The organism is Streptomyces sp. ALI-76-A, assembly GCF_030287445.1.
Taxonomy (GTDB): Bacteria; Actinomycetota; Actinomycetes; order Streptomycetales; family Streptomycetaceae; genus Streptomyces.
Genome location: NZ_JASVWB010000002.1, coordinates 4,588,046 through 4,611,097, shown reverse-complemented (window position 1 = coordinate 4,611,097; position 23,052 = coordinate 4,588,046). Strand labels below are relative to the sequence as shown.

Annotated in this window: 20 protein-coding genes; 11 read left to right on the top strand and 9 right to left on the bottom strand. The window is 67.8% G+C overall.

What is annotated here, in order from left to right; all coding sequences use genetic code 11:
- The first annotated feature begins 133 nt into the window (after nt 1-133).
- The gene (locus tag QQS16_RS21540) at nt 134-1,576 is read left to right on the top strand and encodes a CCA tRNA nucleotidyltransferase (RefSeq protein ID WP_286063479.1); all 1,443 of its coding nucleotides are present in this window, start codon (nt 134-136) and stop codon (nt 1,574-1,576) included.
- A 45-nt stretch (nt 1,577-1,621) separates the two neighbouring features.
- Here the strand turns inward: QQS16_RS21540 and QQS16_RS21535 are convergent, their stop codons facing one another.
- The 3 genes from QQS16_RS21535 to QQS16_RS21525 all read right to left on the bottom strand — a co-directional run bounded on the left by QQS16_RS21535 (nt 1,622) and on the right by QQS16_RS21525 (nt 4,808).
- On the bottom strand, nt 1,622-2,920 hold the full coding sequence (locus QQS16_RS21535; RefSeq protein WP_286063478.1) for an MFS transporter: 1,299 nt from the start codon (nt 2,918-2,920) through the stop codon (nt 1,622-1,624).
- A gap of 80 nt (nt 2,921-3,000) precedes the next feature.
- Nucleotides 3,001-4,083, bottom strand: a complete 1,083-nt coding sequence (locus QQS16_RS21530; RefSeq protein WP_286063477.1) for an inositol-3-phosphate synthase — start codon at nt 4,081-4,083, stop codon at nt 3,001-3,003.
- A 44-nt stretch (nt 4,084-4,127) separates the two neighbouring features.
- Nucleotides 4,128-4,808, bottom strand: coding sequence for a PadR family transcriptional regulator (locus tag QQS16_RS21525; RefSeq protein WP_286063476.1), 681 nt, complete (start codon nt 4,806-4,808; stop codon nt 4,128-4,130).
- Between the two features lie 374 nt (nt 4,809-5,182).
- Between QQS16_RS21525 and QQS16_RS21520 the strand changes: the two genes are divergently transcribed.
- Complete coding sequence (locus QQS16_RS21520; protein WP_286063475.1) at nt 5,183-7,879, top strand: transglycosylase domain-containing protein; 2,697 nt, start codon at nt 5,183-5,185, stop codon at nt 7,877-7,879.
- A 122-nt stretch (nt 7,880-8,001) separates the two neighbouring features.
- Entirely contained in the window at nt 8,002-9,561 is a 1,560-nt protein-coding gene (locus tag QQS16_RS21515; protein WP_286063474.1) for a glycosyltransferase family 87 protein, read from the top strand.
- Nucleotides 9,562-9,648: 87 nt separating this feature from the next.
- Here the strand turns inward: QQS16_RS21515 and QQS16_RS21510 are convergent, their stop codons facing one another.
- The 3 genes from QQS16_RS21510 to QQS16_RS21500 all read right to left on the bottom strand — a co-directional run bounded on the left by QQS16_RS21510 (nt 9,649) and on the right by QQS16_RS21500 (nt 12,358).
- Complete coding sequence (locus QQS16_RS21510) at nt 9,649-10,680, bottom strand: alanine racemase (protein WP_286063473.1); 1,032 nt, start codon at nt 10,678-10,680, stop codon at nt 9,649-9,651.
- Between the two features lie 74 nt (nt 10,681-10,754).
- Nucleotides 10,755-11,876 carry a peptidoglycan bridge formation glycyltransferase FemX gene (gene femX, locus QQS16_RS21505; protein ID WP_286063472.1) on the bottom strand — a complete coding sequence of 374 codons (1,122 nt, stop codon included), beginning with the start codon at nt 11,874-11,876 and terminating at the stop codon, nt 10,755-10,757.
- Nucleotides 11,877-12,055: 179 nt separating this feature from the next.
- Nucleotides 12,056-12,358, bottom strand: a complete 303-nt coding sequence (locus QQS16_RS21500) for a hypothetical protein (RefSeq protein WP_286063471.1) — start codon at nt 12,356-12,358, stop codon at nt 12,056-12,058.
- A 265-nt stretch (nt 12,359-12,623) separates the two neighbouring features.
- Between QQS16_RS21500 and rpsF the strand changes: the two genes are divergently transcribed.
- The 4 genes from rpsF to rplI all read left to right on the top strand — a co-directional run bounded on the left by rpsF (nt 12,624) and on the right by rplI (nt 14,352).
- Nucleotides 12,624-12,914, top strand: a complete 291-nt coding sequence (gene rpsF, locus QQS16_RS21495; protein WP_005482942.1) for a 30S ribosomal protein S6 — start codon at nt 12,624-12,626, stop codon at nt 12,912-12,914.
- 79 nt (nt 12,915-12,993) lie between these two features.
- Nucleotides 12,994-13,593, top strand: coding sequence for a single-stranded DNA-binding protein (locus QQS16_RS21490; RefSeq protein WP_286063470.1), 600 nt, complete (start codon nt 12,994-12,996; stop codon nt 13,591-13,593).
- Between the two features lie 57 nt (nt 13,594-13,650).
- The gene (gene rpsR, locus QQS16_RS21485; RefSeq protein ID WP_003949403.1) at nt 13,651-13,887 is read left to right on the top strand and encodes a 30S ribosomal protein S18; all 237 of its coding nucleotides are present in this window, start codon (nt 13,651-13,653) and stop codon (nt 13,885-13,887) included.
- Nucleotides 13,888-13,905: 18 nt separating this feature from the next.
- Nucleotides 13,906-14,352 (top strand): 50S ribosomal protein L9, encoded by a 447-nt coding sequence (gene rplI, locus QQS16_RS21480; protein WP_286063466.1) that lies wholly within the window; start codon nt 13,906-13,908, stop codon nt 14,350-14,352.
- Between the two features lie 141 nt (nt 14,353-14,493).
- On the opposite strand, the gene QQS16_RS21475 is transcribed toward rplI, so the two are convergent.
- Complete coding sequence (locus QQS16_RS21475; RefSeq protein WP_286063465.1) at nt 14,494-15,831, bottom strand: MATE family efflux transporter; 1,338 nt, start codon at nt 15,829-15,831, stop codon at nt 14,494-14,496.
- Nucleotides 15,832-16,291: 460 nt separating this feature from the next.
- Here QQS16_RS21475 and dnaB point away from each other — a divergent pair, with 460 nt between their 5' ends.
- The 3 genes from dnaB to QQS16_RS21460 all read left to right on the top strand — a co-directional run bounded on the left by dnaB (nt 16,292) and on the right by QQS16_RS21460 (nt 19,655).
- Nucleotides 16,292-17,770, top strand: a complete 1,479-nt coding sequence (gene dnaB, locus QQS16_RS21470) for a replicative DNA helicase (protein WP_286063464.1) — start codon at nt 16,292-16,294, stop codon at nt 17,768-17,770.
- A gap of 115 nt (nt 17,771-17,885) precedes the next feature.
- Nucleotides 17,886-18,197, top strand: a complete 312-nt coding sequence (locus QQS16_RS21465; protein WP_502963920.1) for a hypothetical protein — start codon at nt 17,886-17,888, stop codon at nt 18,195-18,197.
- 72 nt (nt 18,198-18,269) lie between these two features.
- Nucleotides 18,270-19,655, top strand: coding sequence for a serine hydrolase domain-containing protein (locus tag QQS16_RS21460; protein ID WP_286063462.1), 1,386 nt, complete (start codon nt 18,270-18,272; stop codon nt 19,653-19,655).
- Between the two features lie 67 nt (nt 19,656-19,722).
- Here the strand turns inward: QQS16_RS21460 and QQS16_RS21455 are convergent, their stop codons facing one another.
- Nucleotides 19,723-20,175: a GNAT family N-acetyltransferase gene (locus QQS16_RS21455; protein ID WP_286063461.1), complete on the bottom strand. Its 453-nt coding sequence runs from the start codon at nt 20,173-20,175 to the stop codon at nt 19,723-19,725.
- A 128-nt stretch (nt 20,176-20,303) separates the two neighbouring features.
- On the opposite strand from QQS16_RS21455, the gene QQS16_RS21450 reads away from it, so the two are divergent.
- The gene (locus QQS16_RS21450) at nt 20,304-21,512 is read left to right on the top strand and encodes an MFS transporter (RefSeq protein WP_286063459.1); all 1,209 of its coding nucleotides are present in this window, start codon (nt 20,304-20,306) and stop codon (nt 21,510-21,512) included.
- Between the two features lie 155 nt (nt 21,513-21,667).
- Here the strand turns inward: QQS16_RS21450 and QQS16_RS21445 are convergent, their stop codons facing one another.
- A complete protein-coding gene (locus QQS16_RS21445) occupies nt 21,668-22,534 on the bottom strand; it encodes a GNAT family N-acetyltransferase (RefSeq protein WP_286063458.1) in 867 nt (288 codons plus the stop codon).
- Between the last annotated feature and the right edge of the window lie 518 nt (nt 22,535-23,052).

The following is a 23,052-nucleotide window of genomic DNA, read 5'->3' as shown; positions in this document are numbered from 1 at the left end:
TCCCGTATGTGCATGTATGAAGGGGCCGCTTCCGTTCCGCCTGCCGACAGATCCGGTGCGGAGGCGGGTGGAGGGTTTGTGCCCATTTAATGGAGGCGCTCGTGGCCGCCCGGGCCACGTACCCTTTTCTGTTGTGCCGAACGCCAACGAAGACACCTCCAGTGCCCTGAGCCAGGTGCAGCACCGCGCGGTGAGTGAACTGCTGCGGGTCGCCCCGGTCGCCGATGATCTCGCCCGCCGTTTCCAGGAGGCCGGGTTCTCGCTTGCCCTGGTCGGCGGCTCGGTCCGGGACGCGTTGCTCGGGCGGCTCGGCAACGACCTGGACTTCACGACCGACGCCCGCCCCGACGACGTACTGAAGATCGTCCGGCCGTGGGCGGACGCCGTGTGGGAGGTCGGGATCGCCTTCGGCACGGTCGGGGCGCAGAAGGACGGCTACCAGATCGAGGTCACCACCTACCGCTCGGAGGCCTACGACCGGACTTCGCGTAAGCCCGAGGTGTCGTACGGCGACTCCATCGAGCAGGACCTGGTGCGGCGCGACTTCACCGTGAACGCGATGGCCGTCGCACTGCCGGAGAAGGAGTTCATCGACCCGCACGGCGGTCTGGACGATCTCGCCGCGCGCGTGCTGCGTACCCCGAGCACCCCTGAGGAGTCCTTCTCGGACGATCCGCTGCGGATGATGCGAGCGGCGCGCTTCGCGGCCCAGCTCGATTTCGAGGTCGCCCCCGAGGTCGTCACGGCCATGACGGAGATGGCCGGGCGCATCGAGATCGTCTCGGCCGAGCGGGTCCGGGACGAGCTGAACAAGCTGGTCCTGTCCACGCACCCGCGCAAGGGCCTGACACTGCTGGTCGACACCGGGCTCGCCGAGTACGTGCTGCCCGAACTCCCGGCCCTGCGTCTGGAGAGCGACGAGCATCACCGGCACAAGGACGTCTACGAGCACTCGTTGATCGTTCTGGAGCAGGCGATCGCGCTGGAGAAGAACGGTCCCGACCTCACGCTCCGGCTGGCCGCGCTGCTGCACGACATCGGCAAGCCGCGTACCCGTCGTTTCGAGAGGGACGGCAGGGTCTCGTTCCACCACCACGAGGTGGTCGGGGCGAAGATGACCAAGAAGCGCATGACCGCGTTGAAGTACTCCAACGAACTGGTGAAGGACGTCTCGCGGCTGGTCGAACTGCACCTGCGCTTCCACGGGTACGGCACCGGGGAGTGGACCGACTCCGCGGTCCGTCGCTATGTCCGGGACGCGGGCCCCCTGCTGGAGCGCCTCCACAAGCTGACCCGGTCGGACTGCACCACACGGAACAAGCGCAAGGCGACCGCGCTCTCCCAGGCGTACGACGGTCTGGAGGACCGGATCGCCCAGCTCCAGGAACAGGAGGAGCTGGAGGCCATCCGCCCGGATCTCGACGGCAATCAGATCATGGAGATCCTCGGCGTCGGTCCTGGTCCCGCGATCGGTCGGGCGTACCAGTACCTGCTGGAACTCCGGCTGGAGAACGGGCCGATGAGGCACGACGAGGCGGTCGCCGCACTCAAGGAGTGGTGGGCCGAGCAGAGCTGAGAGCCGTGAAACGGGAGCGATGTTTCACGTGAAACATGCCCATGATCACTGCAGAGGTGAACTCGGATGTGCTGAGGGGCGATGTTTCACGTGAAACATCGCTCCCGTTGCTCCGACGGCTCCGTAGATGAGGGCGACCGTGAGCACCAGCGGTGCCGAGCGGCCGTCCGGCGGCAGCATCAGAGCGGCGACGGCCGCGGCGCCGACGAAGGCGACGTTGAAGAGGACGTCGTAGACGGAGAAGATCCGTCCCCGGAAGCTGTCGTCGACCGAGAACTGCACGATCGTGTCCGTGGCGATCTTCGCGCCCTGGGTGATGAGTCCGAGGAGGAACGCCGCGACCAGCAGAGGCGTGGTGGCGAAGGGAAGGCCGAGAGCGAGTTCCAGGACCGCTGCGGAAGCAGCGCACACCACGATCCAGCGTCCCGGCCCGAGCCGGCTCGCCGCCCAGGGAGTCAGGACGGCCGCCGTGAAGAAGCCGGCGCCGGAGATTCCCAACGCCAGCCCCAGGAGGGCGAGTCCGTCGTCGGGGTCGGAGGTCAGGGTGTACCGGCAGAGCATCAGCAGCATGACCAGCAGGGCGCCGTAGCAGAACCGCATCAGCGACATGGCGCCGAGTGCCCAGGCTGCCTCCCGGCGTGAGGGAGCGGCGAGGTGGCGTACGCCCGCCCGTAGATCGCCGACGGTGCCGGTGAGCGCCGCCGAAAGGCGAGGCCGCACCGACTCGGGGTCGGGTCCCAGCAGCTGCGGTGCCATACGCAGCGAGGCGGCCGCGCCGCACAGGTACAGCCCGGCTCCCAGCAGGACCACGGCCGCGTCGGAGTCGGCGAGCACCAGGCGTACGAGGAAGGCCAGGCCACCTCCGGCGGTCGCGGCGAGTGTCCCGGCGGTCGGGGAGAGGGAGTTGGCGATCACCAGACGCTCGGCGTCGACGACGCGGGGCAGCGCGGCGGACAGGCCGGACAGGACGAAACGGTTCACGGCGGTGACGCACAGCGCGGAGACGTAGAAGAGCCAGTCGGGGACGTCGCTGACCATCAGAACGGCCGTCGCCGTGGCCATCGCGGCGCGGAGCAGATTGCCGTACAGGAAGACCTGGCGGCGGCGCCAGCGGTCCAGCAGGACGCCGGCGAAGGGGCCCACCAAGGAGTACGGGAGCAGTAGGACCGCCATCGCGGAGGCGATCGCGGGGGCCGAGGTCTGTCTCTCCGGCGAGAAGACGACGTAGGTGGCGAGCGCGATCTGGTAGACGCCGTCGGCGCCCTGGGAGAGCAGGCGTACGGCCAGCAGACGTCGGTAGTTCCGGAAGCGGAGCAGGACGCGCAGATCACGCACGACGGACATGGGGCTCAGCCTCACATAAGGGGAGGGTCCCCGGGAGGAATGCCCCGGGGACCCTCGACGAGCGCGTCAGGACCGGAGGCCTATCGCTCGACCTCGCCGGCGATGAACTTCTCGACGTTCTCGCGGGCCTCGTCGTCGTAGTACTGGACAGGCGGGGACTTCATGAAGTACGACGACGCCGACAGGATCGGGCCGCCGATGCCACGGTCCTTGGCGATCTTCGCGGCGCGCAGGGCGTCGATGATGACGCCGGCGGAGTTCGGGGAGTCCCAGACCTCGAGCTTGTACTCCAGGTTCAGCGGAACGTCACCGAAGGCACGGCCCTCGAGACGGACGTACGCCCACTTGCGGTCGTCCAGCCAGGCGACGTAGTCGGACGGGCCGATGTGGACGTTGTCCGCGCCCATGTCGCGGTCGCGGATCTGGGAGGTGACGGCCTGCGTCTTGGAGATCTTCTTGGACTCCAGGCGCTCGCGCTCGAGCATGTTCTTGAAGTCCATGTTGCCGCCGACGTTCAGCTGCATCGTGCGGTCCAGGACGACACCGCGGTCCTCGAACAGCTTCGCCATGACGCGGTGCGTGATGGTGGCACCGACCTGTGACTTGATGTCGTCGCCGACGATCGGCACGCCCGCCTCGGTGAACTTGTCCGCCCACTCCTTGGTGCCGGCGATGAAGACGGGGAGGGCGTTGACGAAGGCGACCTTGGCGTCGATGGCGCACTGGGCGTAGAACTTCGCCGCGTCCTCGGACCCGACCGGCAGGTAGCAGACCAGGACGTCGACCTGCTTGTCCCTGAGGACCTGGACGACGTCGACCGGGGCCTCGGCGGACTCCTCGATGGTCTCGCGGTAGTACTTGCCGAGGCCGTCCAGGGTGTGGCCGCGCTGGACCGTCACGCCCGTGGACGGCACGTCGCAGATCTTGATGGTGTTGTTCTCGCTGGCGCCGATCGCGTCCGCGAGGTCGAGGCCGACCTTCTTGGCGTCCACGTCGAACGCGGCGACGAACTCGACGTCACGGACGTGGTACTCGCCGAACTGGACATGCATCAGACCGGGCACCCTGGCCGCCGGGTCGGCGTCCTTGTAGTACTCGACTCCCTGCACCAGCGACGCGGCGCAGTTGCCCACGCCGACGACGGCTACGCGAACCGAACCCATTCCGGTTGCTCCCTGTGTGTACGAGTGAGGCCCTGAACGGGCGCTCACGTGGCGGTGTCGTCGGGCGAATCCGGCCGGGAGGTGTCTCCCGGCCGGGGCAGATCGCCCGACGCTCCAGATGTGGTGTCCTGCGAAGCGGGCTCGGTGGCGGAACCCTTGAGGTCACGCCCCGCCCGCTCGCTCTCGATGAGCTCGTTCAGCCAGCGCACTTCGCGCTCCACGGACTCCATTCCGTGGCGCTGGAGCTCAAGCGTGTAGTCGTCGAGGCGCTCCCGGGTGCGCGCCAGGGAGGCGCGCATCTTCTCCAGCCGTTCCTCGAGCCGGCTGCGGCGGCCCTCAAGGACGCGCATGCGCACATCACGAGAGGTCTGTCCGAAGAAGGCGAAGCGAGCGGCGAAGTGCTCGTCCTCGTACGCGTCGGGCCCGGTCTGCGAGAGGAGCTCCTCGAAGTGCTCCTTACCTTCCGCCGTCAACCGATAGACGATCTTGGCGCGACGCCCTGCGAGTGGTGCGGCGAGGGCGTCCTCGGAGGTGTTCCCCGGCTCTTCGATCAACCAGCCGTTGGCGACCAGCGTCTTGAGGCAGGGGTACAGGGTCCCGTAGCTGAACGCACGGAACACACCCAGCGATGTGTTGAGTCGTTTGCGCAGCTCGTAGCCGTGCATCGGGGACTCGCGGAGCAGGCCGAGGACGGCGAACTCAAGGATCCCGGCACGCCGGCTCATGGTCGCCTCCTCTCTGCCGCGGACGGCCGTGACGGTCTCTATGCCGAGCTGATGTATCGACTCGATACATCATGACGATAGAACGACCTTCCGGATGCGACAAGAGCGGGGGTGGTGAACGGGATCACATCACTGATTCATGGGAAGCAAGTTGCCTGGTTTGGGATGAACTTCTGGGCTAGGCAGGTTTTGACGGTGCGTAGTCTGTGCGCCATGCACACCACCGGGAACCGAGAGACCCCTGGGGGGCGTCGTCATCCCCGGTGCGGTACGGGTGAATGCGGAACCGGCCGCATCCGTACTTCGGGGGGACCGGAAACCAGCCGCCGTTTCCAGGCGCGCAAAGGTGCGCCTGCCCGAGGAGTAGTCGTTCGATGAGCGAGCACCGTCGCAAACCGCCGCCGCAGGGAGGCGGACGTGCCGCGGCCCGACGCGGCCAGTCCGGCTCGTCCTCCGGCCGCCGTGCGGCACCGCGAGGCGCCACCGGGTCTCCTTCCGACTCCTATGGGGCGAGTTCCCACGAGTCGGATTCCTATGGTCCGGGCGGCGAGGAGCGTGCGTACACCAGCCGCGCCGAGGCCCGCCGGGCCGCGCAGAGAAACACCGGCGGCCGGCGCAGAGCGGCCGAACCGACCGGCCGTGGTCGCCGTGGGGCCCCCAGCGGTCCCGGGGGCGGACTCCCGGCCGCACCCGGCAAGGACCGGCTCATCGACTACCCGCGCGCCGGCAAGTACGGCGTGGCGCGCTGGGTGCCGTCATGGAAGCTGATGACCGGCCTGTTCATCGGGTTCTTCGGGGGCATGGTGGCCGTCGCGGGCCTCGCCTACGCCATGGTGGACGTTCCCGACATCGACAAGACCGCGAAGGCCCAGAACAACGTCTTCTACTGGGCCGACGGCAGCGAGATGGTCTCCACGGGTGGTGAGACCAACCGGCAGATCATCAACCTCGCGCAGATCCCCAAGGACATGCGGTACGCCGTCATCTCGCAGGAGAACAAGACGTTCTACACCGACAGCGGCATCGACCCGAAGGGCATCGGCCGCGCCGTGCTCAACATGGCCAGGGGCGGTCAGACGCAGGGTGGTTCCACCATCACCCAGCAGTACGTGAAGAACGCGATGCTGAACGACCAGTCGCAGACGGTCTCCCGTAAGTTCAAGGAGATCTTCGTCTCGGTCAAGGTCGGTGCCACGGTCTCCAAGGACGAGATCATGGCGGGCTACCTGAACTCCGCGTACTACGGTCGCGGGGCGTACGGGATCCAGGCGGCCGCGCGCGCGTACTTCAACAAGGAAGCCGTCAAACTGAACGCGGGCGAGTGCGCCTTCCTGGCGGCGATGCTGAAGGGCGCCACCTACTACGACCCCGCGGGCGCGACATCCATCGACACGGCCGCGACGCCCAAGGACAACAGCAGGCGTGCCCTGACGCAGATGCAGGACACCCTCGACAAGATGGTCGAGTACGGACATCTGAACGCCACGGAGCGCGCCAAGTACACGGCGCTGCCCAAGTCGCAGAACCCGCGCGCGAACAACGAGTTGAGCGGCCAGGTCGGTTACCTCGTCGACCTCGCCAAGGCGTATCTGATCAACAACACGCAGATCACCGCCGAGCAGTTGCAGCAGGGCGGGTACTCGATCTACACGACGTTCGACAAGAAGAAGGTCGGCGAACTCGAGAAGGCCGTCCAGAAGGTCTACAAGGCGAACATCAAGCCCGATGAGCGCCCGGACACGGACAAGTACGTCCAGTTCGGCGGGGCTTCCGTGGATCCCGCAACCGGCGCCATCAAGGCCATCTACGGCGGTGAGGACGCGACCAAGCACTTCACCAACAACGCCGACGCGACCGGTGCCCAGGTCGGTTCGACCTTCAAGCCGTTCGTGCTCGCCGCGGCGATGAAGTGGGGCGTCCGGGACAAGGACCTGGAAGCGGTCCAGGCACAGGACGAGCGCACCAAGGTCAGCCCGAAGAGCCTGTACAGCGGCGAGAACAACTTCAAGATCAAGAACTACGACGGGACGGTCTGGAAGAACGAGAAGGGCAAGGAGTGGCTCCAGGAGAACGACGGCAAGAAGTCGTACGGCTCCCCACCGGACTACAAGATCGACCTTCGTGAGGCGATGAGGGAGTCCGTGAACTCCGCCTTCGTCCAGCTCGGCATGGATGTCGGTCTGGACAAGGTGAAGGAGTCGGCCGAGGACGCGGGCATTCTCGAGGACAGCCTGACCGGCACGAGCTTCCCGTCCTTCTCCATCGGTATCTCCGACCCCAGCGCGATCCGCATGGCGGGTGCTTACGCCACCTTCGCCGCCAGCGGCAAGCAGCGCGCTCCGTTCTCCGTCGAGAAGGTCACCAGCAAGGACGGCCCGGTCTTCACGCACGAGACGCAGACCAAGCAGGCGTTCGAGGAAAAGGTCGCCGACAACGTCACGGACGTGCTCAAGACCGTGGTCGAGGAAGGCACCGGCACCAACGCCCAGCTGACCGGCCGTGAAGTGGCGGGCAAGACCGGTACCACCGATGGCAACAAGTCCGCCTGGTTCGTCGGCTACACCCCGCAGCTGTCCACCTCGATCAGCATGTTCCGGCTGGACGACGACGAGACCAAGAAGAACCGCGAGTTCCTGGAGATGTACGGAACGGGTGGCGAGAAGGAGATCCACGGTGCCTCGTTCCCGGCCGAGATCTGGCACGACTACATGGAGCAGGCGCTGAAAGGCACGCCGGCCAAGGACTTCCCGGAGCCGGAGCCCATCGGCAAGATCGTCAACGACTTCCCGACCCCAACGCCCACCCCCACCTTCAGTGAGACCGAGGAGGAGACCACCCCGACCCCGAGTCCGACGCCCAGCGAGTCGGTGACCGCCTCCCCGTCGCCGTCGCCGTCGCCGTCCGAGTCCTGCCAGTTCGAGTTCCAGTGCCCCGACGACGACACCGGCGGATCGGAGACCGGCGGCACCGAAGGGGGCGGCGATGGCATCTCGCCCACACCTTCGATCTCCGAGTCCGGAAACAGCAGAGGGAATGGCAATGGGGGCTTCTTCGGCGGCCCAGCCGGTTAGTCGCCATATCGCCCCTTGCGGGTGTTTCACGTGAAACATGGGCCGTCGCACCCCCAGGTGCGACGGCCCTCGGCGTACTCCCGGGTGCGACGGCCCTCGGTACTCCCGGGCCGTACGGCAGGATGTCCCCCATGCCCAGCGCAGAATCGACGCAAGCGAGCGTGCACGAGCCGGACCCGGTACGGCCGACGAAGGACGACGCGATCGCCGCAGCCGGCAGCGAGCTGATCGGCGGCCCCCTGGGGCGGCGCGCCCTGCTCGGGACGTCCTGGTGGACTCCCGTCCGAGTGATCGCGCTGGTGGCGATCGGCGTGTTCGCCCTAGGCCTGGTCCAGAAGGCGCCCTGCTACAACGGTGCCTGGTTCTACGGGGCCAGTTCGCAGTACACGCACGCGTGCTACTCGGACATCCCGCACCTCTACCAGGGGCGGGGCTTCGCAGATGGGCTCGTCCCGTACTTCGACAAGCTGCCCGGTGACATGCAGTACCTCGAGTACCCGGTGCTCACCGGTGTGTTCATGGAGGTCGCCTCGTGGCTGACACCGGGCAGCGGCAGCATCCAGGACCAGGAACAGTGGTACTGGATGGTCAACGCGGGAATGCTGATGGTGTGCGTCGCCGTCATCGCCGTCTGCGTGACCCGGACGCACGCACGGCGCCCCTGGGACGCCCTGCTGGTCGCTCTGGCGCCCGCGGCGGCGCTGACGGCCACCATCAACTGGGACCTGCTGGCGGTCGCTCTGACGGCCGCCGCGATGCTGATGTGGTCGCGGGGCCGCGCCCTCGCCTTCGGCGTCCTGTTGGGGCTTGCCACGGCCGCCAAGCTGTATCCCTTCCTGCTGCTCGGCCCGCTGTTCGTGCTGTGCTGGCGGGCGGGCAAGTGGCGGGAGTTCGGCACGGCACTGGCGGGCGCGGCCGTCGCCTGGCTGGTGGTGAATCTGCCGGTGATGCTCTTCGCCTTCGAAGGCTGGTCGAAGTTCTACACGTTCAGTCAGGAGCGGGGCGTCGACTTCGGTTCCTTCTGGCTGATCTGGGCCCAGAACTCGAGCAACCCGCCCAGCACCGACTCCGTCAACACCATGGCGATGCTGCTGGTGCTGCTGTGCTGCGCCGGTACCGCAGCCCTTGCGCTGACCGCTCCTCGCCGTCCGCGCTTCGCCCAGCTGGCGTTCCTGATCGTCGCGGCGTTCATCCTGACCAACAAGGTCTATTCACCGCAGTACGTCCTGTGGCTGGTGCCGCTGGCCGCGCTGGCCCGGCCGAAGTGGCGGGACTTCCTGATCTGGCAGGCGTGCGAGGTCGCCTACTTCCTGGGCATCTGGATGTACCTCGCCTACACGACCAGCGGAGACGCCCGCAAGGGGCTGCCGGCCGACGGCTACCACTGGGCGATCGCCCTGCACCTGCTGGGCACGCTGTACCTGTGCGCGGTGGTCGTACGCGACATCCTCAGGCCCGACCGGGACGTGGTGCGCCGGGCCGGTGACGACGACCCCTCGGGGGGCGTGCTCGACGGCGCGCGGGACGTCTTCGTGTTCGGTCCCGCCGCACGGCCGGCGAGGCACGCGGCCCACTTCGAAGGGCACCAGGTCGAGTGGGGCGGCCGGCGAGAGAACTCCGCCACGGATCCCGCCTCCACCGATCCCGCCTCCACTGATCCCTCTGGGGACCGTTCGCTGTGAGCGAACGCCCCTTGGGGTGATGTGGGTGACCCACGCGACAAGGCCGTACACGAATTCCGTGTACGGCCTTTCAGTGTCCGAGGGGACTCAGCGGTCGACGATCCGGTCGAACTGCGTGGTGGTGTGCCGCAGATGGGCCACCAGCTCCTCGCCCACCTTCGGCTCCGGGGCGTCGGTCGGCACGAACAGGATCGAGACCTGCATGTGCGGCGGCTCCGCGAACCAGCGCTGCTTGCCGCCCCAGACGAACGGAGAAAGGTTCCGGTTGACCGTGGCGAGGCCGGCCCGGGCGACGCCCTTGGCGCGCGGCATGACGCCGTGCAGCGCCTTGGGGGCCTCCAGGCCCACCCCGTGCGACGTACCGCCCGCCACGACCACCAGGTAGCCGTCCGAGGCCGCCTTCTGCTGCCGGTAGCCGAAGCGCTCGCCCTTGGCCACCCGCGTCACGTCCAGGACGGCGCCGCGGTACTCGGTGGCCTCGTGGTCGCCGAGCCACAGCCGCGTGCCGATCCGGGCGCGGAAGCGCGTCTGCGGGAACTGCTGCTGGAGCCGGGCGAGGTCCTCGGCCTTGAGGTGGCTGACGAACATCGTGTGCAGCGGCAGCCGGGCCGCACGCAACCGGTCCATCCAGCCGATGACCTCCTCGACGGCGTCCGAGCCGTCGGTGCGGTCCAGCGGCAGGTGGATGGCGAAGCCCTCCAGGCGGACGTTCTCTATGGCGGCGTGCAACTGGGACAGGTCCTGCTCGCTGATGCCGTGGCGCTTCATCGAGGACATCACCTCGATCACCACGCGGGCACCCACCAGGCCGTAGACACCGTCGATCGACGACACCGAGCGGACGACCCGGTCGGGCAGCGGGACGGGCTCCTCGCCGCGCCGGTACGGCGTCAGCACCAGCAGGTCACCGCCGAACCAGTCCTTGATCCGCGCGGCCTCGTACGTCGTGCCGACAGCGAGGACGTCCGAACCCAGCCGCGTGGCCTCCTCCGCCAGCCGCTCGTGTCCGAAGCCGTAGCCGTTGCCCTTGCAGACCGGGACGAGCCCCGGGAACTGCTCCTGCACGTGCTTGTGGTGCGCCCGCCAGCGCGCGGTGTCGACGTAGAGCGTGAGCGCCATGGCCGGACCTGGAACCTTTCTGGTGGCTGCGGTGTATCAGAGGTATGGGAGCTATTGAAGCGAAGAACGCGACGTCAGCGGCGCGACATGTAGATGTCGAGCGCCTTGTGGAGCAGCTTGTTCAACGGGAAGTCCCACTCGCCGAGGTACTCGGCGGCCTGACCGCCCGTGCCCACCTTGAACTGGATCAGGCCGAAGAGGTGATCGGTCTCGTCCAGCGAGTCCGAGATGCCGCGCAGGTCGTAAACGGTCGCTCCGAGCGCGTAGGCGTCCCGCAGCATGCGCCACTGCATCGCATTAGAGGGCCGGACCTCACGGCCGATGTTGTCGGAGGCACCGTAGGAGTACCAGACGTGCCCGCCGACGATCAGCATCGTCGCGGCCGACAGGTTCACGCCGTTGTGTCGGGCGAAGTACAGCCGCATGCGGTTGGGGTCCTCGGTGTTGAGGGCCGTCCACATGCGCTGGAAGTACGAGAGCGGGCGGGGCCGGAAGTGGTCGCGCACCGCCGTGATCTCGTACAGGCGCTGCCACTCCTCCAGGTCGTGGTAGCCGCCCTGGACGACCTCGACACCCGCCTTCTCGGCCTTCTTGATGTTGCGGCGCCACAGCTGGTTGAAGTTCTTGTGGACCTCTTCCAGAGAGCGGTTCGCCAGCGGCACCTGGTAGACGTAGCGGGGCTGTACGTCGCCGAAGCCGGCACCGCCGTCCTCGCCCTGCTGCCAGCCCATGCGGCGCAGCTTGTCGGCCACCTCGAAGGCGCGCGGTTCGATGAAGTCCGCCTCGATGTCCCGCAGGCGCTTGACGTCCGGGTTCTGGATGCCCGCCTTGATGGACGTGGCCTCCCAGCGCCGGATAATCACCGGCGGGCCCATCTTCACGGAGAACGCGCCCTGGTTCTTGAGGTGCGCGAGCATCGGTTCCAGCCACTCGGTCAGGTTCGGCGCGAACCAGTTGATGACCGGGCCCTCGGGCAGATAGGCCAAGTAGCGCTTGATCTTGGGGAGTTGGCGGTAGAGGACGAGACCGGCACCGACCATCTCGCCGGTGCGGTCGTCGAACCAGCCGAGGCTCTCGGAGCGCCACTCCGCCTTGACGTCTGCCCAGGCCGGAACCTGCATGTGGCTCGCCGACGGCAGGCTCTGGATGTACGCCAGATGCTGCTCGCGACTGATCGTCCTCAGGGTCAGGCTCATTCGGGGCGCTCCTCGGGCTGGTGTGGCCCCATGGGTACGGGGGCTCCGGCTCTCGCGCCGAAGCCTACTGCGCCTGGCGAGCGCCCCGACTGGGCATACGGAACCTTCGCCGTGGCCCGTGGGGCACCCAGGCGTTCCGCAGCACTTTATGAGGTGATGGGTGAACAGTGTCCCTGACGTCAGCCGAAGAGACCGCCGTGCGCCATGCCGAGGAAGAACCCGACCCCCGCCGCGCCCAGACCGAGGATCAGCCCGAATCGCTCACGCGTCGTCTCCGAGACCCACTGTCCGTACGCGCCGGTGAGGATGCCCGCCAGGCCGGCCCAGGAGCTGAGCAGGTGCAGGCTGTGGAACATCGCCGTGACGAACGCAGTGACGCCGAGCACCAGGGTCACCGCGAGGAGCGTGTCCTGGAGAGGGTGGGGCTTGCCGTCCGTGGCGAAAAGGCCTCCGACGGTGTTGGGTCGCAACGCTTGTGCCATAGGGCACCTCCTGCGGAAGACGGCGCATCGTAGCGCCATACACACCCGATGTGTACAGATTGACGGTCCCCGCGGCCGGATTTCAACCGGAAGCCGGTGTGCGGGTAGTCTGTACCCTCTGCACTGGTGTCTGCCCATGCCACGACCTGGGACTCCCCTCAAGGAACCCCGATTGTCAGTGGTGGCCGATACCGTTGCGTACGCATCACAACCCTCCTGCCACGGAACTGCCGTGGCCGTTGAGTCCAAAGGAGGTGGGTTCCACATGCGTCACTACGAGGTGATGGTCATCCTCGACCCCGATCTGGAGGAGCGCGCTGTCGCCCCCCTGATCGAGAACTTCCTCTCCGTCGTCCGTGAGGGCAACGGAAAGGTCGAGAAGGTCGACACCTGGGGCCGTCGTCGTCTCTCGTACGAGATCAAGAAGAAGCCTGAGGGCATCTACTCGGTCATCGACCTGCAGGCCGAGCCTGCGGTCGTCAAGGAGCTCGACCGCCAGATGAACCTGAACGAGTCGGTCCTCCGGACCAAGGTCCTCCGCCCCGAGACCCACTGAGCTCTTCCGCTCAGCTGAATCCGGGATTTCGAGTAGCAGCACTAGCAGCCAGCAGCAAACCCGCCGAGAGGTTCCCCCAATGGCAGGCGAGACCGTCATCACGGTCGTCGGCAATCTTGTCGACGACCCCGAGCTGCGCTTCACCCCTTCCGGTGCGGCGGTCGCGAAGTTCCGTGTCGCGTCCACTCCCCGCACCTTCGACCGCCAGACGAACGAGTGGAAGGACGGCGAAAGCCTGTTCCTGACCTGCTCGGTCTGGCGTCAGGCGGCGGAGAACGTCGCCGAGTCGCTCCAGCGAGGCATGCGCGTCATCGTGCAGGGCCGGCTGAAGCAGCGGTCCTACGAGGACCGTGAGGGCGTCAAGCGCACGGTCTACGAGCTGGACGTCGAGGAAGTCGGCGCCAGCCTCCGCAATGCCACGGCCAAGGTCACCAAGACCGCCGGCCGAAGTGGTGGCCAGGGTGGGTACGGCGGCGGTGGCGGTGGCGCCCAGGGTGGCGGCGGCTGGGGCGGTGGCTCCGGCGGCGGTCAGCAGGGCGGCGGCGGTGCTCCCGCCGACGACCCGTGGGCGACCGGCGCTCCCGCCGGTGGCAGCCAGGCCGGTGGTGGCAGCGGCTGGGGTGGAAACTCCGGCGGCGGTCAGCAGGGCGGCGGCTACTCGGACGAGCCCCCCTTCTAGGCCCTCGGGCCGAGGGTGGGTCGTACCCATACTTCTTGATCACACAGGAGATACACCATGGCGAAGCCGCCTGTGCGCAAGCCGAAGAAGAAGGTCTGCGCATTCTGCAAGGACAAGGTCACGTACGTGGACTACAAGGACACGAACATGCTGCGGAAGTTCATTTCCGACCGCGGCAAGATCCGTGCCCGCCGCGTGACCGGCAACTGCACGCAGCACCAGCGTGACGTCGCCACGGCTGTGAAGAACAGCCGTGAGATGGCGCTGCTGCCCTACACCTCCACCGCGCGATAAGGGAAGGGTGACCGACAAATGAAGATCATCCTCACCCACGAGGTCTCCGGCCTCGGTGCCGCGGGCGACGTCGTCGACGTCAAGGACGGTTACGCTCGCAACTACCTGATCCCGCGGAAGTTCGCCATCCGCTGGACCAAGGGTGGCGAGAAGGACGTCGAGCAGATCCGTCGTGCTCGCAAGATCCACGAGATCCAGACCATCGAGCAGGCCAACTCCGTGAAGGCCCAGCTCGAGGGTGTCAAGGTCCGTCTGGCTGTCCGGTCCGGCGACGCCGGTCGACTTTTCGGTTCCGTCACTCCGGCCGACATCGCTTCCGCGATCAAGGCTTCCGGTGGCCCCGAGGTCGACAAGCGCCGCATCGAGCTCGGCACGCCGATCAAGACCCTGGGCGCTCACGAGACGTCCGTGCGTCTGCACCCCGAGGTTGCCGCCAAGGTCAACATCGAGGTCGTCGCGGCCTGATCGCTGCACTCGGCTGAACAGCTGAGAAGGGGCCGCACCCAGCCGGGTGCGGCCCTTTCCGCATGGCGGAGGCAAGGCGATCGAGTTCATGTTTCACGTGAAACGCTCGTTTCACGTGAAACAGTCAGCGTGCCGCCCACGTCAGCGCGTCGCCCCCGTCACCAGCCAGCGACCGGAACGGGCCCGTAGCCAGAGGGTCAGCATCCGGACCGCCATCATGAGCGTCATCGCTCCCCAGAGGGCGGTGATACCGCCACCGAGGGCGGGGACGAGTAGGGCCACGGGAGTGAAGATCGCCAGAGTGAGCACCATCGCCCCGGCCAGATACGGTCCGTCGCCCGCTCCCATGAGAACCCCGTCCAGGACAAAGACAACCCCGCAGATCGGCTGGGCAAGCGCCACCATGAGCAGGGCAGGCAGCGCGGTGTCCTTGACGGCGCTGTCACCGGTGAACAGGGGCAGCAACAGGGGTCGGGCGATGACCACGAGCAGTCCGAGGGCCACGCCGGCCGCGATGCCCCACTGCACCATGCGACGGCAGACGGTGCGGGCGCCTTCAGGGTCGTCGGCGCCCAGATAGCGCCCGATGATGGCCTGTCCGGCGATGGCGATGGCGTCGAGGGCGAAGGCCAGCAGGCTCCACAGGGACAGGATGATCTGGTGGGCGGCGATGTCGGCGTCACCCAGACGGGCCGCGACGGCGGTGGTGATCATGAGGATCGCCCGCAGGGAGAGTGTGCGGACCAGCAGAGGGACGCCGGCTTGTGCGGAGGCCCGGATCCCGGCGACATCGGGGCGGAGTGAGGCTCCATGCAGTCGGGCGCCGCGGACGACCACCACCAGATAGGCGACAGCCATGCCGTACTGGGCGATGACAGTGCCCCAGGCGGAGCCCGCGATGCCGAGGCCGGCGCCGTAGACCAGGCCCACGTTCAGCACGGCGTTGGCGATGAAGCCCGCGATGGCGACGTACAAGGGTGTCTTTGTGTCCTGCAGCCCGCGCAGGACACCGGTCGCGGCGAGGACGACCAGCATGGCCGGGATGCCGAACGAGGAGATCCGCAGATAGGTGGTCGCGTACGGGGCAGCGGTGTCTGAGGCGCCGAAGAGTTCCACGATCGCCGGTGCCATGGGCAGGGCGACGGCGATGACGGCGGCACCGAGCAGCAGTGCCAGCCAGATGCCGTCCATGCCCTGGCGGATGGCGGCCTGGAGATCGCCGGCGCCGACGCGTCGGGCGACGGCCGCCGTGGTGGCGTAGGCGAGGAAGACAAAGACGCTGACGGCTGTCATGAGGAGGGCGGAGGCGACGCCGAGGCCGGCGAGTTGTGCCGTGCCGAGATGGCCGATGATCGCACTGTCGGCCATGACGAAGAGGGGCTCGGCGACGAGTGCTCCGAAGGCCGGAACGGCCAGCGCGACGATCTCTCGGTCGTGCTGTCGACGGGCAGCCTTGGGGGTCGCTGGAGCCTGTGTCATGAGCACCAATCTAATCGTCCACAGGTAAGAGATGCAATGAGGTAATGACCCTTACTTCTCTTTTGGGGGCGCCGGTTTCCGGGCCCACTTCGCAGTGATCTTGGTCCTAGTCGAGAAGTTTTTCTTCTGCACAGCCGGTGGATGGGAAACCAGCAGCTCAGGGCGGTTTTTAGTAGGCAGCTCGCGGCTTGTTCACAGGCCTGTCCACCGGGTCGTGCACAGGTTTTGCTGAGTTCTCCACAGCATCTGGGCCGTCGTCCACATGGCCTGTGGATAACCAGATTGGCTGACGGTGCCTGCGGGCCTACGGTGGTCCGGCGCCCGCCTCCGTTCGTCGGCCTGGGAATCGTCACAAACCCGACGCGCCAGAACCGGAGTTGGGCGTCTCATTTGTCAGTGGCGTGCCGTAGAAATGAGGGCACGCCGAGGGTCCGCTCCGCGGACGGGAGGAGGTGGCTCGGTGAGTATTTCCGAGCCCTTGGATGATCCTTGGGCCGACAGCGGTCCCAGTGATCGTCTGCCTTCTTCCCGCCGACGCAGCGACGGAGGCCGGGTCCGTGACGAGCAGCACGACCGCGGCAGGGAGAGCGGGGCCTGGGACGGCGGTGGCTCCGCCTTCGAACGCGTACCGCCGCAGGACCTGGATGCCGAACAGTCCGTCCTCGGCGGCATGCTCCTGTCCAAGGACGCCATCGCCGACGTCGTGGAAGTCCTCAAGGGTCATGACTTCTACAAGCCCGCGCACGAGACGATCTACCAGGCGATCCTCGACGTCTATGCCAAGGGCGAGCCGGCCGACCCCATCACGATCGCCGCCGAGCTGACCAAGCGCGGTGAGATCAACAAGGTCGGCGGCGCGCCGTACCTGCACACCCTCGTGCAGACGGTGCCCACGGCGGCCAACGCCGAGTACTACGCGGAGATCGTCCATGAGCGGGCGGTCCTGCGCCGCCTGGTCGAGGCCGGTACCCGCATCACCCAGATGGGATACGCGGGCGACGACGACGTCGACGAGATCGTCAACCGCGCCCAGGCGGAGATCTACGCGGTCACCGAGCAGCGCACCAGCGAGGACTACCTCCCGCTCGGCGACATCATGGAGGGCGCGCTCGACGAGATCGAGGCGATCGGCTCGCGCAGCGGAGAGATGACCGGTGTGCCCACGGGCTTCACGGACCTCGACTCGCTGACCAACGGTCTGCACCCGGGCCAGATGATCGTCATCGCGGCCCGTCCCGCCATGGGCAAGTCCACGCTCGCGCTGGACTTCGCCCGGGCGGCGTCGATCAAGCACAACCTGGCCAGCGTCATCTTCTCCCTCGAAATGGGCCGCAACGAGATCGCCATGCGTCTGCTGTCGGCGGAGGCGCGCGTGGCGCTGCACCACATGCGGTCGGGCACCATGACGGACGAGGACTGGACACGCCTGGCGCGACGGATGCCCGAGGTCTCGTCCGCGCCGCTCTACATCGACGATTCCCCCAACCTGTCGATGATGGAGATCCGCGCGAAATGCCGTCGGCTGAAGCAGCGCAACGACATCAAGCTCGTGATCATCGACTATCTGCAGCTGATGCAGGCCGGTGGTTCGAAGCGTTCCGAGAGCCGCCAGCAGGAGGTCTCGGACATGTCCCGAAACCTCAAGCTTCTGGCCAAGGAGCTGGAGGTCCCGGTGATCGCGCTCTCGCAGCTCAACCGTGGTCCCGAGCAGCGCACGGACAAGAAGCCGATGGTGTCCGACCTGCGTGAGTCCGGCTCCATCGAGCAGGATGCCGACATGGTGATCCTGCTGCACCGGGAGGACGCCTACGAGAAGGAGTCGCCGCGCGCGGGCGAGGCGGACATCATCGTGGGCAAGCACCGTAACGGCCCGACGGCGACGATCACGGTCGCCTTCCAGGGTCACTACTCGCGGTTCGTGGACATGGCGCAGACCTGACCCACAGCCGGCTGGTCTCAGACCTCGGCATGTCGGCACGCCGGACGGCCATCCAGCAGGATTCGGACGCCGCTGCGGCGGCCGGCGCGCAGCGCACGGCCATCATGGTCTGGTGATGCGGTGGATGCGCTGTTACTGGAACGAGGAAGACACATGGTTCTTCTTCGAGGTCGATGCGGACGGCTGGGTCACGCGGCAGGTCGAGCTGCGCGGACCTGGACGGACCCCACTCGCGGCGGCATCCCTGCGCGAGTGGCAGCGGGCACGGGACGCCGGAACCCTGGCGGAGTACGAGAAGGAGTACGGGCTCACCGCGGGATCGCCTGTTTCGGAGTGGGAAGGCCACGATCCGGAGCGGCTGACCCAGGAGGAGTTCGACGATGTCTGGGATCACGCCCGGCAGGGCATCGCAGCCCGACTTCGCTGATCAACCGGCCACCTGAGGCCGTGCGGCTCATATCGTTCGACGTCTGCGTGCCGCGCGGGGTGGACTGGGGGGATGACGACACCTCAGGAAGAGCTGCTGCCCGGCACGCGACGGGCGTTGCTGCACCGGATCGCCGTGGCCCAGGCCGAAGGGCGTGCTCCCTCGCTGGTCGCGGCCGTGGTGCGGGACAGGCGGGCTGTGTGGCACGGCTCGCGGACATCGGTGGACGGACACGGGCCGGACGAGAACGTGCAGTACCGGATCGGTTCGATCACCAAGACCTTCACCGCCGTTCTCGTCCTGCGCTTGCGTGACGAGGGTGTGCTCGACCTCGGGGACCCGCTGGAGAAGCATCTGCCGGGCACGGGTGCGGGGGAAGCCACCGTCGCGGAACTGCTCGCCCATACGAGCGGGTTGGCGGCCGAGTCACCCGCGCCGTGGTGGGAGCGTACGCCGGGAACCCTGCGTCCCGAGCTCGCCGACGTACTGGGTGAGCAGCCCTTCCGGCATCCGGTCGGACGGCGCTTCCACTACTCCAACCCGGGTTACACGCTGCTGGGCGCGCTCGTGGAGAAGCTGCGCGGGGCGCCGTGGGAGGAGGTACTGCGGCGAGAGGTGCTCGGCCCGCTGGGTCTCGACCGGACAAGCGCCCAGCCGCGGATGCCTCATGCGGGCGGCTGGGCAGTGCACCCCTGGGCGGATGCGATGCTGCCCGAGCCGGTCGAGGACCTGGGGCGGATGGCTCCGGCCGGGCAACTCTGGTCCACCACCGCGGACCTGGCGCGCTTCGCCGTCTTCCTGACGCACGGGGACGATCGCGTGCTCGGCGCGCAGTCGGTCCGGGAGATGCGGACACCCGCGGCGCCGACGGAGGCCTCGGACGTGGGGGACGGCGCCACCTACGGGCTGGGTCTGCAGATCCAGCACCGGGACGGTCGACTGCTGACGGGACACTCGGGTTCCTTGCCGGGATTCCTGGCCAACCTCACCATCAGCGTGGCGGACGACGTCGCGGCGGTCGTTCTGGCGAACTGCACCTCGGGCCCGCTGGTGTCGGTGGTAGGCGCCGATCTGGTGCGGATCGTCGCGGAGGCCGAGCCGCGGATTCCCGCTGCGTGGCGGCCCTTGCGTGACGTCGATGCGTCCGTACTGGAGCTGGCAGGCCAGTGGTACTGGGGGACGCACGCAGTCGCTCTGCGGCTGACGGCGGACGGGCTGGTCTCGCTGGAGCCGCTGTCCGGGAACGGGCGCCGATCGCGGTTTCGGGCCAACGGCGACGGCACGTGGACGGGCTTGGAGGGCTACTACGCGGGAGAGCTCCTGAAGGCCGTTCGACGGCCGGACGGGTCCGTGAGCCACCTGGACCTGGGTTCATTCGTGTTCACGCGTCAGCCGTACGACGTAGGGGCGCGCGTGCCTGGTGGGGTCGATCCCGAAGGGTGGCGGGGCATCGGCTAGGCGTCCTCGCGTGACGGCGGGCCTGTTTCACGTGAAACAGGCCCGCCGTGGTGTGCGGGGCCCTGCCTCACAGCTGAAGCTTGAAGCCCACATGCGAGGCCGTGAAGCCGAGCCGCTCGTAGAAGCGGTGGGCGTCCGTGCGGGTGTTGTCGGAGGTCAGTTGCACCAGCTGGCAGTTCTGGCGGCGGGATGTGTCGATCGCCCATTCGATGAGCTGTGTGCCCAGCCCGCTGCCGCGTTCGTCCGCGTGGATACGCACGCTTTCGATGATCGACCTGGTGGAGCCGCGCCGGGACAGGCCGGGGATGACGGTCAGCTGGAGGGTGCCGACGACCCGGCCGTCGCGTACGGCCACGACCAGGTGCTGGTGGGGGTCGGGCGTGATGCGGTCCAGTGCGGCCAGGTACGGGGTCAGGTCGTCCGGTGATTCCCGCCGGGCGCCCAGCGGGTCGTCGGCGAGCATCGCGACGATCGCGGGGACGTCGTCCGTGGTGGCGGGCCGTATCTCGAGATCTCCCATGGCTGCACTGTAGGTGAGGCTCTTGCTCGGCGTACGAGTACTACCTTCGTTTGCATCTATAGCGCGCATGCAACTATCGTGCGGTTGCGTAACGCGCTCCTGCAATCGTCTTGGAAGGTAGTAACCCCATGCCGCTCGCGCTTCTGGCCCTCGCGATCGGGGCCTTCGGAATCGGAACGACCGAGTTTGTGATCATGGGCCTGCTGCCCGAGGTCGCGGGCGACTTCGGGGTCTCCATCCCCACGGCCGGCTTCCTCGTGACCGGCTACGCCCTCGGTGTCATGTTCGGCGCCCCTCTGATGACGGTCCTCGGCACGAAGGTCTCCCGCAAGCGGATGCTGATGCTGCTGATGGGGCTGTTCATCATCGGCAATCTGCTGTCCGCCCTCGCCCCGGCCTTCTCCGTCATGCTGATCGGCCGGGTGATCGCCTCACTCGCCCACGGGGCCTTCTTCGGCATCGGCTCGGTCGTCGCGGCCGACCTCGTCGCCCCCGACAAGAAGGCCGGGGCCATCGCGATGATGTTCACCGGCCTGACCGTCGCCAACGTGGTCGGCGTCCCGCTGGGCACCCTCGTCGGGCAGTCCGTCGGCTGGCGTGTCACCTTCGGGATCGTCGCTCTCCTGGGTGTCGTCGGCCTGCTCGGTGTCGCCAAGCTCGTTCCCGACATGCCCAGGGCGGAAGGCGTCCGCCTGCGTCACGAACTGGCCGCCTTCAAGAACGCGCAGGTCCTGCTCGCGATGGCGATGACGGTCCTGGGTTTCGGCGGCGTCTTCGCGGCCATCACCTACATCGCGCCGATGATGACCCACGTCACCGGCTTCGCCGACGGCTCGGTCACCTGGATGCTGGTCCTCTTCGGCCTCGGCATGGTCGGCGGCAACCTCATCGGAGGCAGGTACGCCGACCGTGCCCTGATGCCCATGCTCTACGTGTCCCTGGGCGCCCTCGCCGTCGTGCTCGCGCTCTTCACGCTCACCGCCCACCACAAGGCTCTGGCAGCCCTCACGATCGTCCTGATCGGTGCCCTGGGCTTCGCCACCGTCCCGCCTCTGCAGAAGCGGGTCCTCGACCAGGCGCACGGTGCCCCGACTCTGGCCTCGGCGGTGAACATCGGCGCCTTCAACCTCGGCAACGCACTGTCCGCCTGGCTCGGCGGGCTCGTCATCTCGGCCGGCTTCGGCTATACCGCCCCCAACTGGGTCGGTGCCGCCCTCGCCGCGGCCGCCCTGCTCCTCGCCTTCCTCTCGGCCGCTCTGGAGCGCCGCGACAGCAAGCCCGGCACGCTGGTCGCGGAGGCTGTGCCCACGGATCAGCCGGCAGCCGTCCACTGCTGAGGCACCACTGGACCACCACGGCGCCCGCCGTACCGGCCGCAGGGCCCGAGCCGTACGGGAAGCCGGACCTGTCGGCGCTCGGAGCCTCCTGGGGCCTGTCGGTCCGTCGGCCCCTCGGAATCTCCAGGGGGCCGATGCCGTCGTGGCGGAGCGTCTCAGCCCGCAGCCACCGTCAGCGGTGCGAACCTACGCCTCCAGTCACCGGGCAGTTCCGTGATGCCGTACGTCATGACGGTGTTGAAGGCCACGGATGCCAGACCCCGCTCCTTCGCCCACGCCAGCAGCTCTTCGTGCCGTACGTCGATGTCGGTGCGCAGTGGGCGGTCGGTGTGGGCGGCAAGGGAAGCGAGCAGGGCCTTCGCGGTCCGGGTGTCGCGGGCGATCAGCGGGCCCACGACGTGGGTCTGCATGTTGGGCCACGCGGCCGCGTACCCGATGATCCGGCCCTTCTCCTCGGCGACGCGCAACTGGTCGGCGAAGGCGGGCAGCCGGGTGATGATGTGCGTGCGGTCGGCGCCGAACACCTCCCCGTCGAGCCGCAGGAGAGCGGTGAGGTCCTCGGCGGTGGCCGGACGTGTGGCGATCCCGGGCTTCGTTCGCTCCGGTGTGAAGCGCCCGCACAGCATCTCGGCACGGCCGGTCACCTTGAAGCCGAGTTGCTCGTAGAGCGGGCGGCCGTTCGGCGTGGCGTGCAGGGTCAGGGGCGTGGTGCCCATCGTCGAGACGATGTGACGCATGAACTGGCGTCCCACGCCCTGGCCGGCATGCCGCTCGGCGACCAGGACCATGCCGATGGCCCCGAGGTCGGGGCGGTGCTGCGGTCCGTACTCGGTGACGACACAGGCGGCGACGAGTCCGCCGTCGGGATCGTCGATGCCGTAGCCCTTCCCTGCGGTGAGGAGGAAGCCCCACTTGTGCTCCTCGCGTGGCCACCCCCGGTCCTCGGACAAGTCGGCGCAGGCGGCGTGATCGCGGAGCGTCAGCGGGCGGATGGGACCAGGGATGGGGGAAGGAGTGGGCACGCAGGTCAGGCTGTCCGACAGGTGGCCTCGCCGTCCACCTCTTTCCGTGGCCGGGTGCGACCTTTTGGCCATGCCATGGCCAACTCCACAGGTCGCGACCCGATGCTGGGTGTTTCACGTGAAACACCGCCGAACGGAACCCGTCGAGTAGCTGGCCTGCTCGGTGCAGTGCCGATCTCCGTCACGGTCAATGCGGACCGCTGCCTGTCCGGGCTGTCGACCCCTCCTGCACCGGGAGAAATCTGTGAGAAATCCATGAATTGGTGTGGCACGCCCGGGAATTGAGGGGATTCGCGGTTCGCCCCGCCACCATTCCCCTTGCGGGAGGGGGGAGTTGTGCGCAGACCGGCGGCCGGTATGGTCGACTCCGGTTCGCGTCGGGGCGAGGTGCGCATCCTGTGCATCCTGTCCGGGCCCGGAGCAAGGCAATGCAGCCTAAAGGGACGGAGAGATCGAAGACCCGCATTTCCGGTTATGCGACTGGGCATCCCTGGCGGGTGGGACGCTGCGGGGAGAGT

Coding starts and splice junctions, on each gene's coding strand:
- rpsF (WP_005482942.1), top strand. CDS start 12,624: ATGCGTCACTACGAGGTGATGGTCATCCTCGACCCCGATCTGGAGGAG.
- QQS16_RS21475 (WP_286063465.1), bottom strand. CDS start 15,831: ATGACACAGGCTCCAGCGACCCCCAAGGCTGCCCGTCGACAGCACGAC.
- QQS16_RS21465 (WP_502963920.1), top strand. CDS start 17,886: ATGCGGTGGATGCGCTGTTACTGGAACGAGGAAGACACATGGTTCTTC.
- QQS16_RS21500 (WP_286063471.1), bottom strand. CDS start 12,358: ATGGCACAAGCGTTGCGACCCAACACCGTCGGAGGCCTTTTCGCCACG.
- rpsR (WP_003949403.1), top strand. CDS start 13,651: ATGGCGAAGCCGCCTGTGCGCAAGCCGAAGAAGAAGGTCTGCGCATTC.
- QQS16_RS21530 (WP_286063477.1), bottom strand. CDS start 4,083: ATGGGTTCGGTTCGCGTAGCCGTCGTCGGCGTGGGCAACTGCGCCGCG.
- QQS16_RS21535 (WP_286063478.1), bottom strand. CDS start 2,920: ATGTCCGTCGTGCGTGATCTGCGCGTCCTGCTCCGCTTCCGGAACTAC.
- QQS16_RS21455 (WP_286063461.1), bottom strand. CDS start 20,175: ATGGGAGATCTCGAGATACGGCCCGCCACCACGGACGACGTCCCCGCG.
- QQS16_RS21450 (WP_286063459.1), top strand. CDS start 20,304: ATGCCGCTCGCGCTTCTGGCCCTCGCGATCGGGGCCTTCGGAATCGGA.
- QQS16_RS21515 (WP_286063474.1), top strand. CDS start 8,002: ATGTCCCCCATGCCCAGCGCAGAATCGACGCAAGCGAGCGTGCACGAG.
- QQS16_RS21510 (WP_286063473.1), bottom strand. CDS start 10,680: ATGGCGCTCACGCTCTACGTCGACACCGCGCGCTGGCGGGCGCACCAC.
- femX (WP_286063472.1), bottom strand. CDS start 11,876: ATGAGCCTGACCCTGAGGACGATCAGTCGCGAGCAGCATCTGGCGTAC.
- QQS16_RS21520 (WP_286063475.1), top strand. CDS start 5,183: ATGAGCGAGCACCGTCGCAAACCGCCGCCGCAGGGAGGCGGACGTGCC.
- rplI (WP_286063466.1), top strand. CDS start 13,906: ATGAAGATCATCCTCACCCACGAGGTCTCCGGCCTCGGTGCCGCGGGC.
- QQS16_RS21490 (WP_286063470.1), top strand. CDS start 12,994: ATGGCAGGCGAGACCGTCATCACGGTCGTCGGCAATCTTGTCGACGAC.
- QQS16_RS21525 (WP_286063476.1), bottom strand. CDS start 4,808: ATGAGCCGGCGTGCCGGGATCCTTGAGTTCGCCGTCCTCGGCCTGCTC.
- QQS16_RS21460 (WP_286063462.1), top strand. CDS start 18,270: ATGACGACACCTCAGGAAGAGCTGCTGCCCGGCACGCGACGGGCGTTG.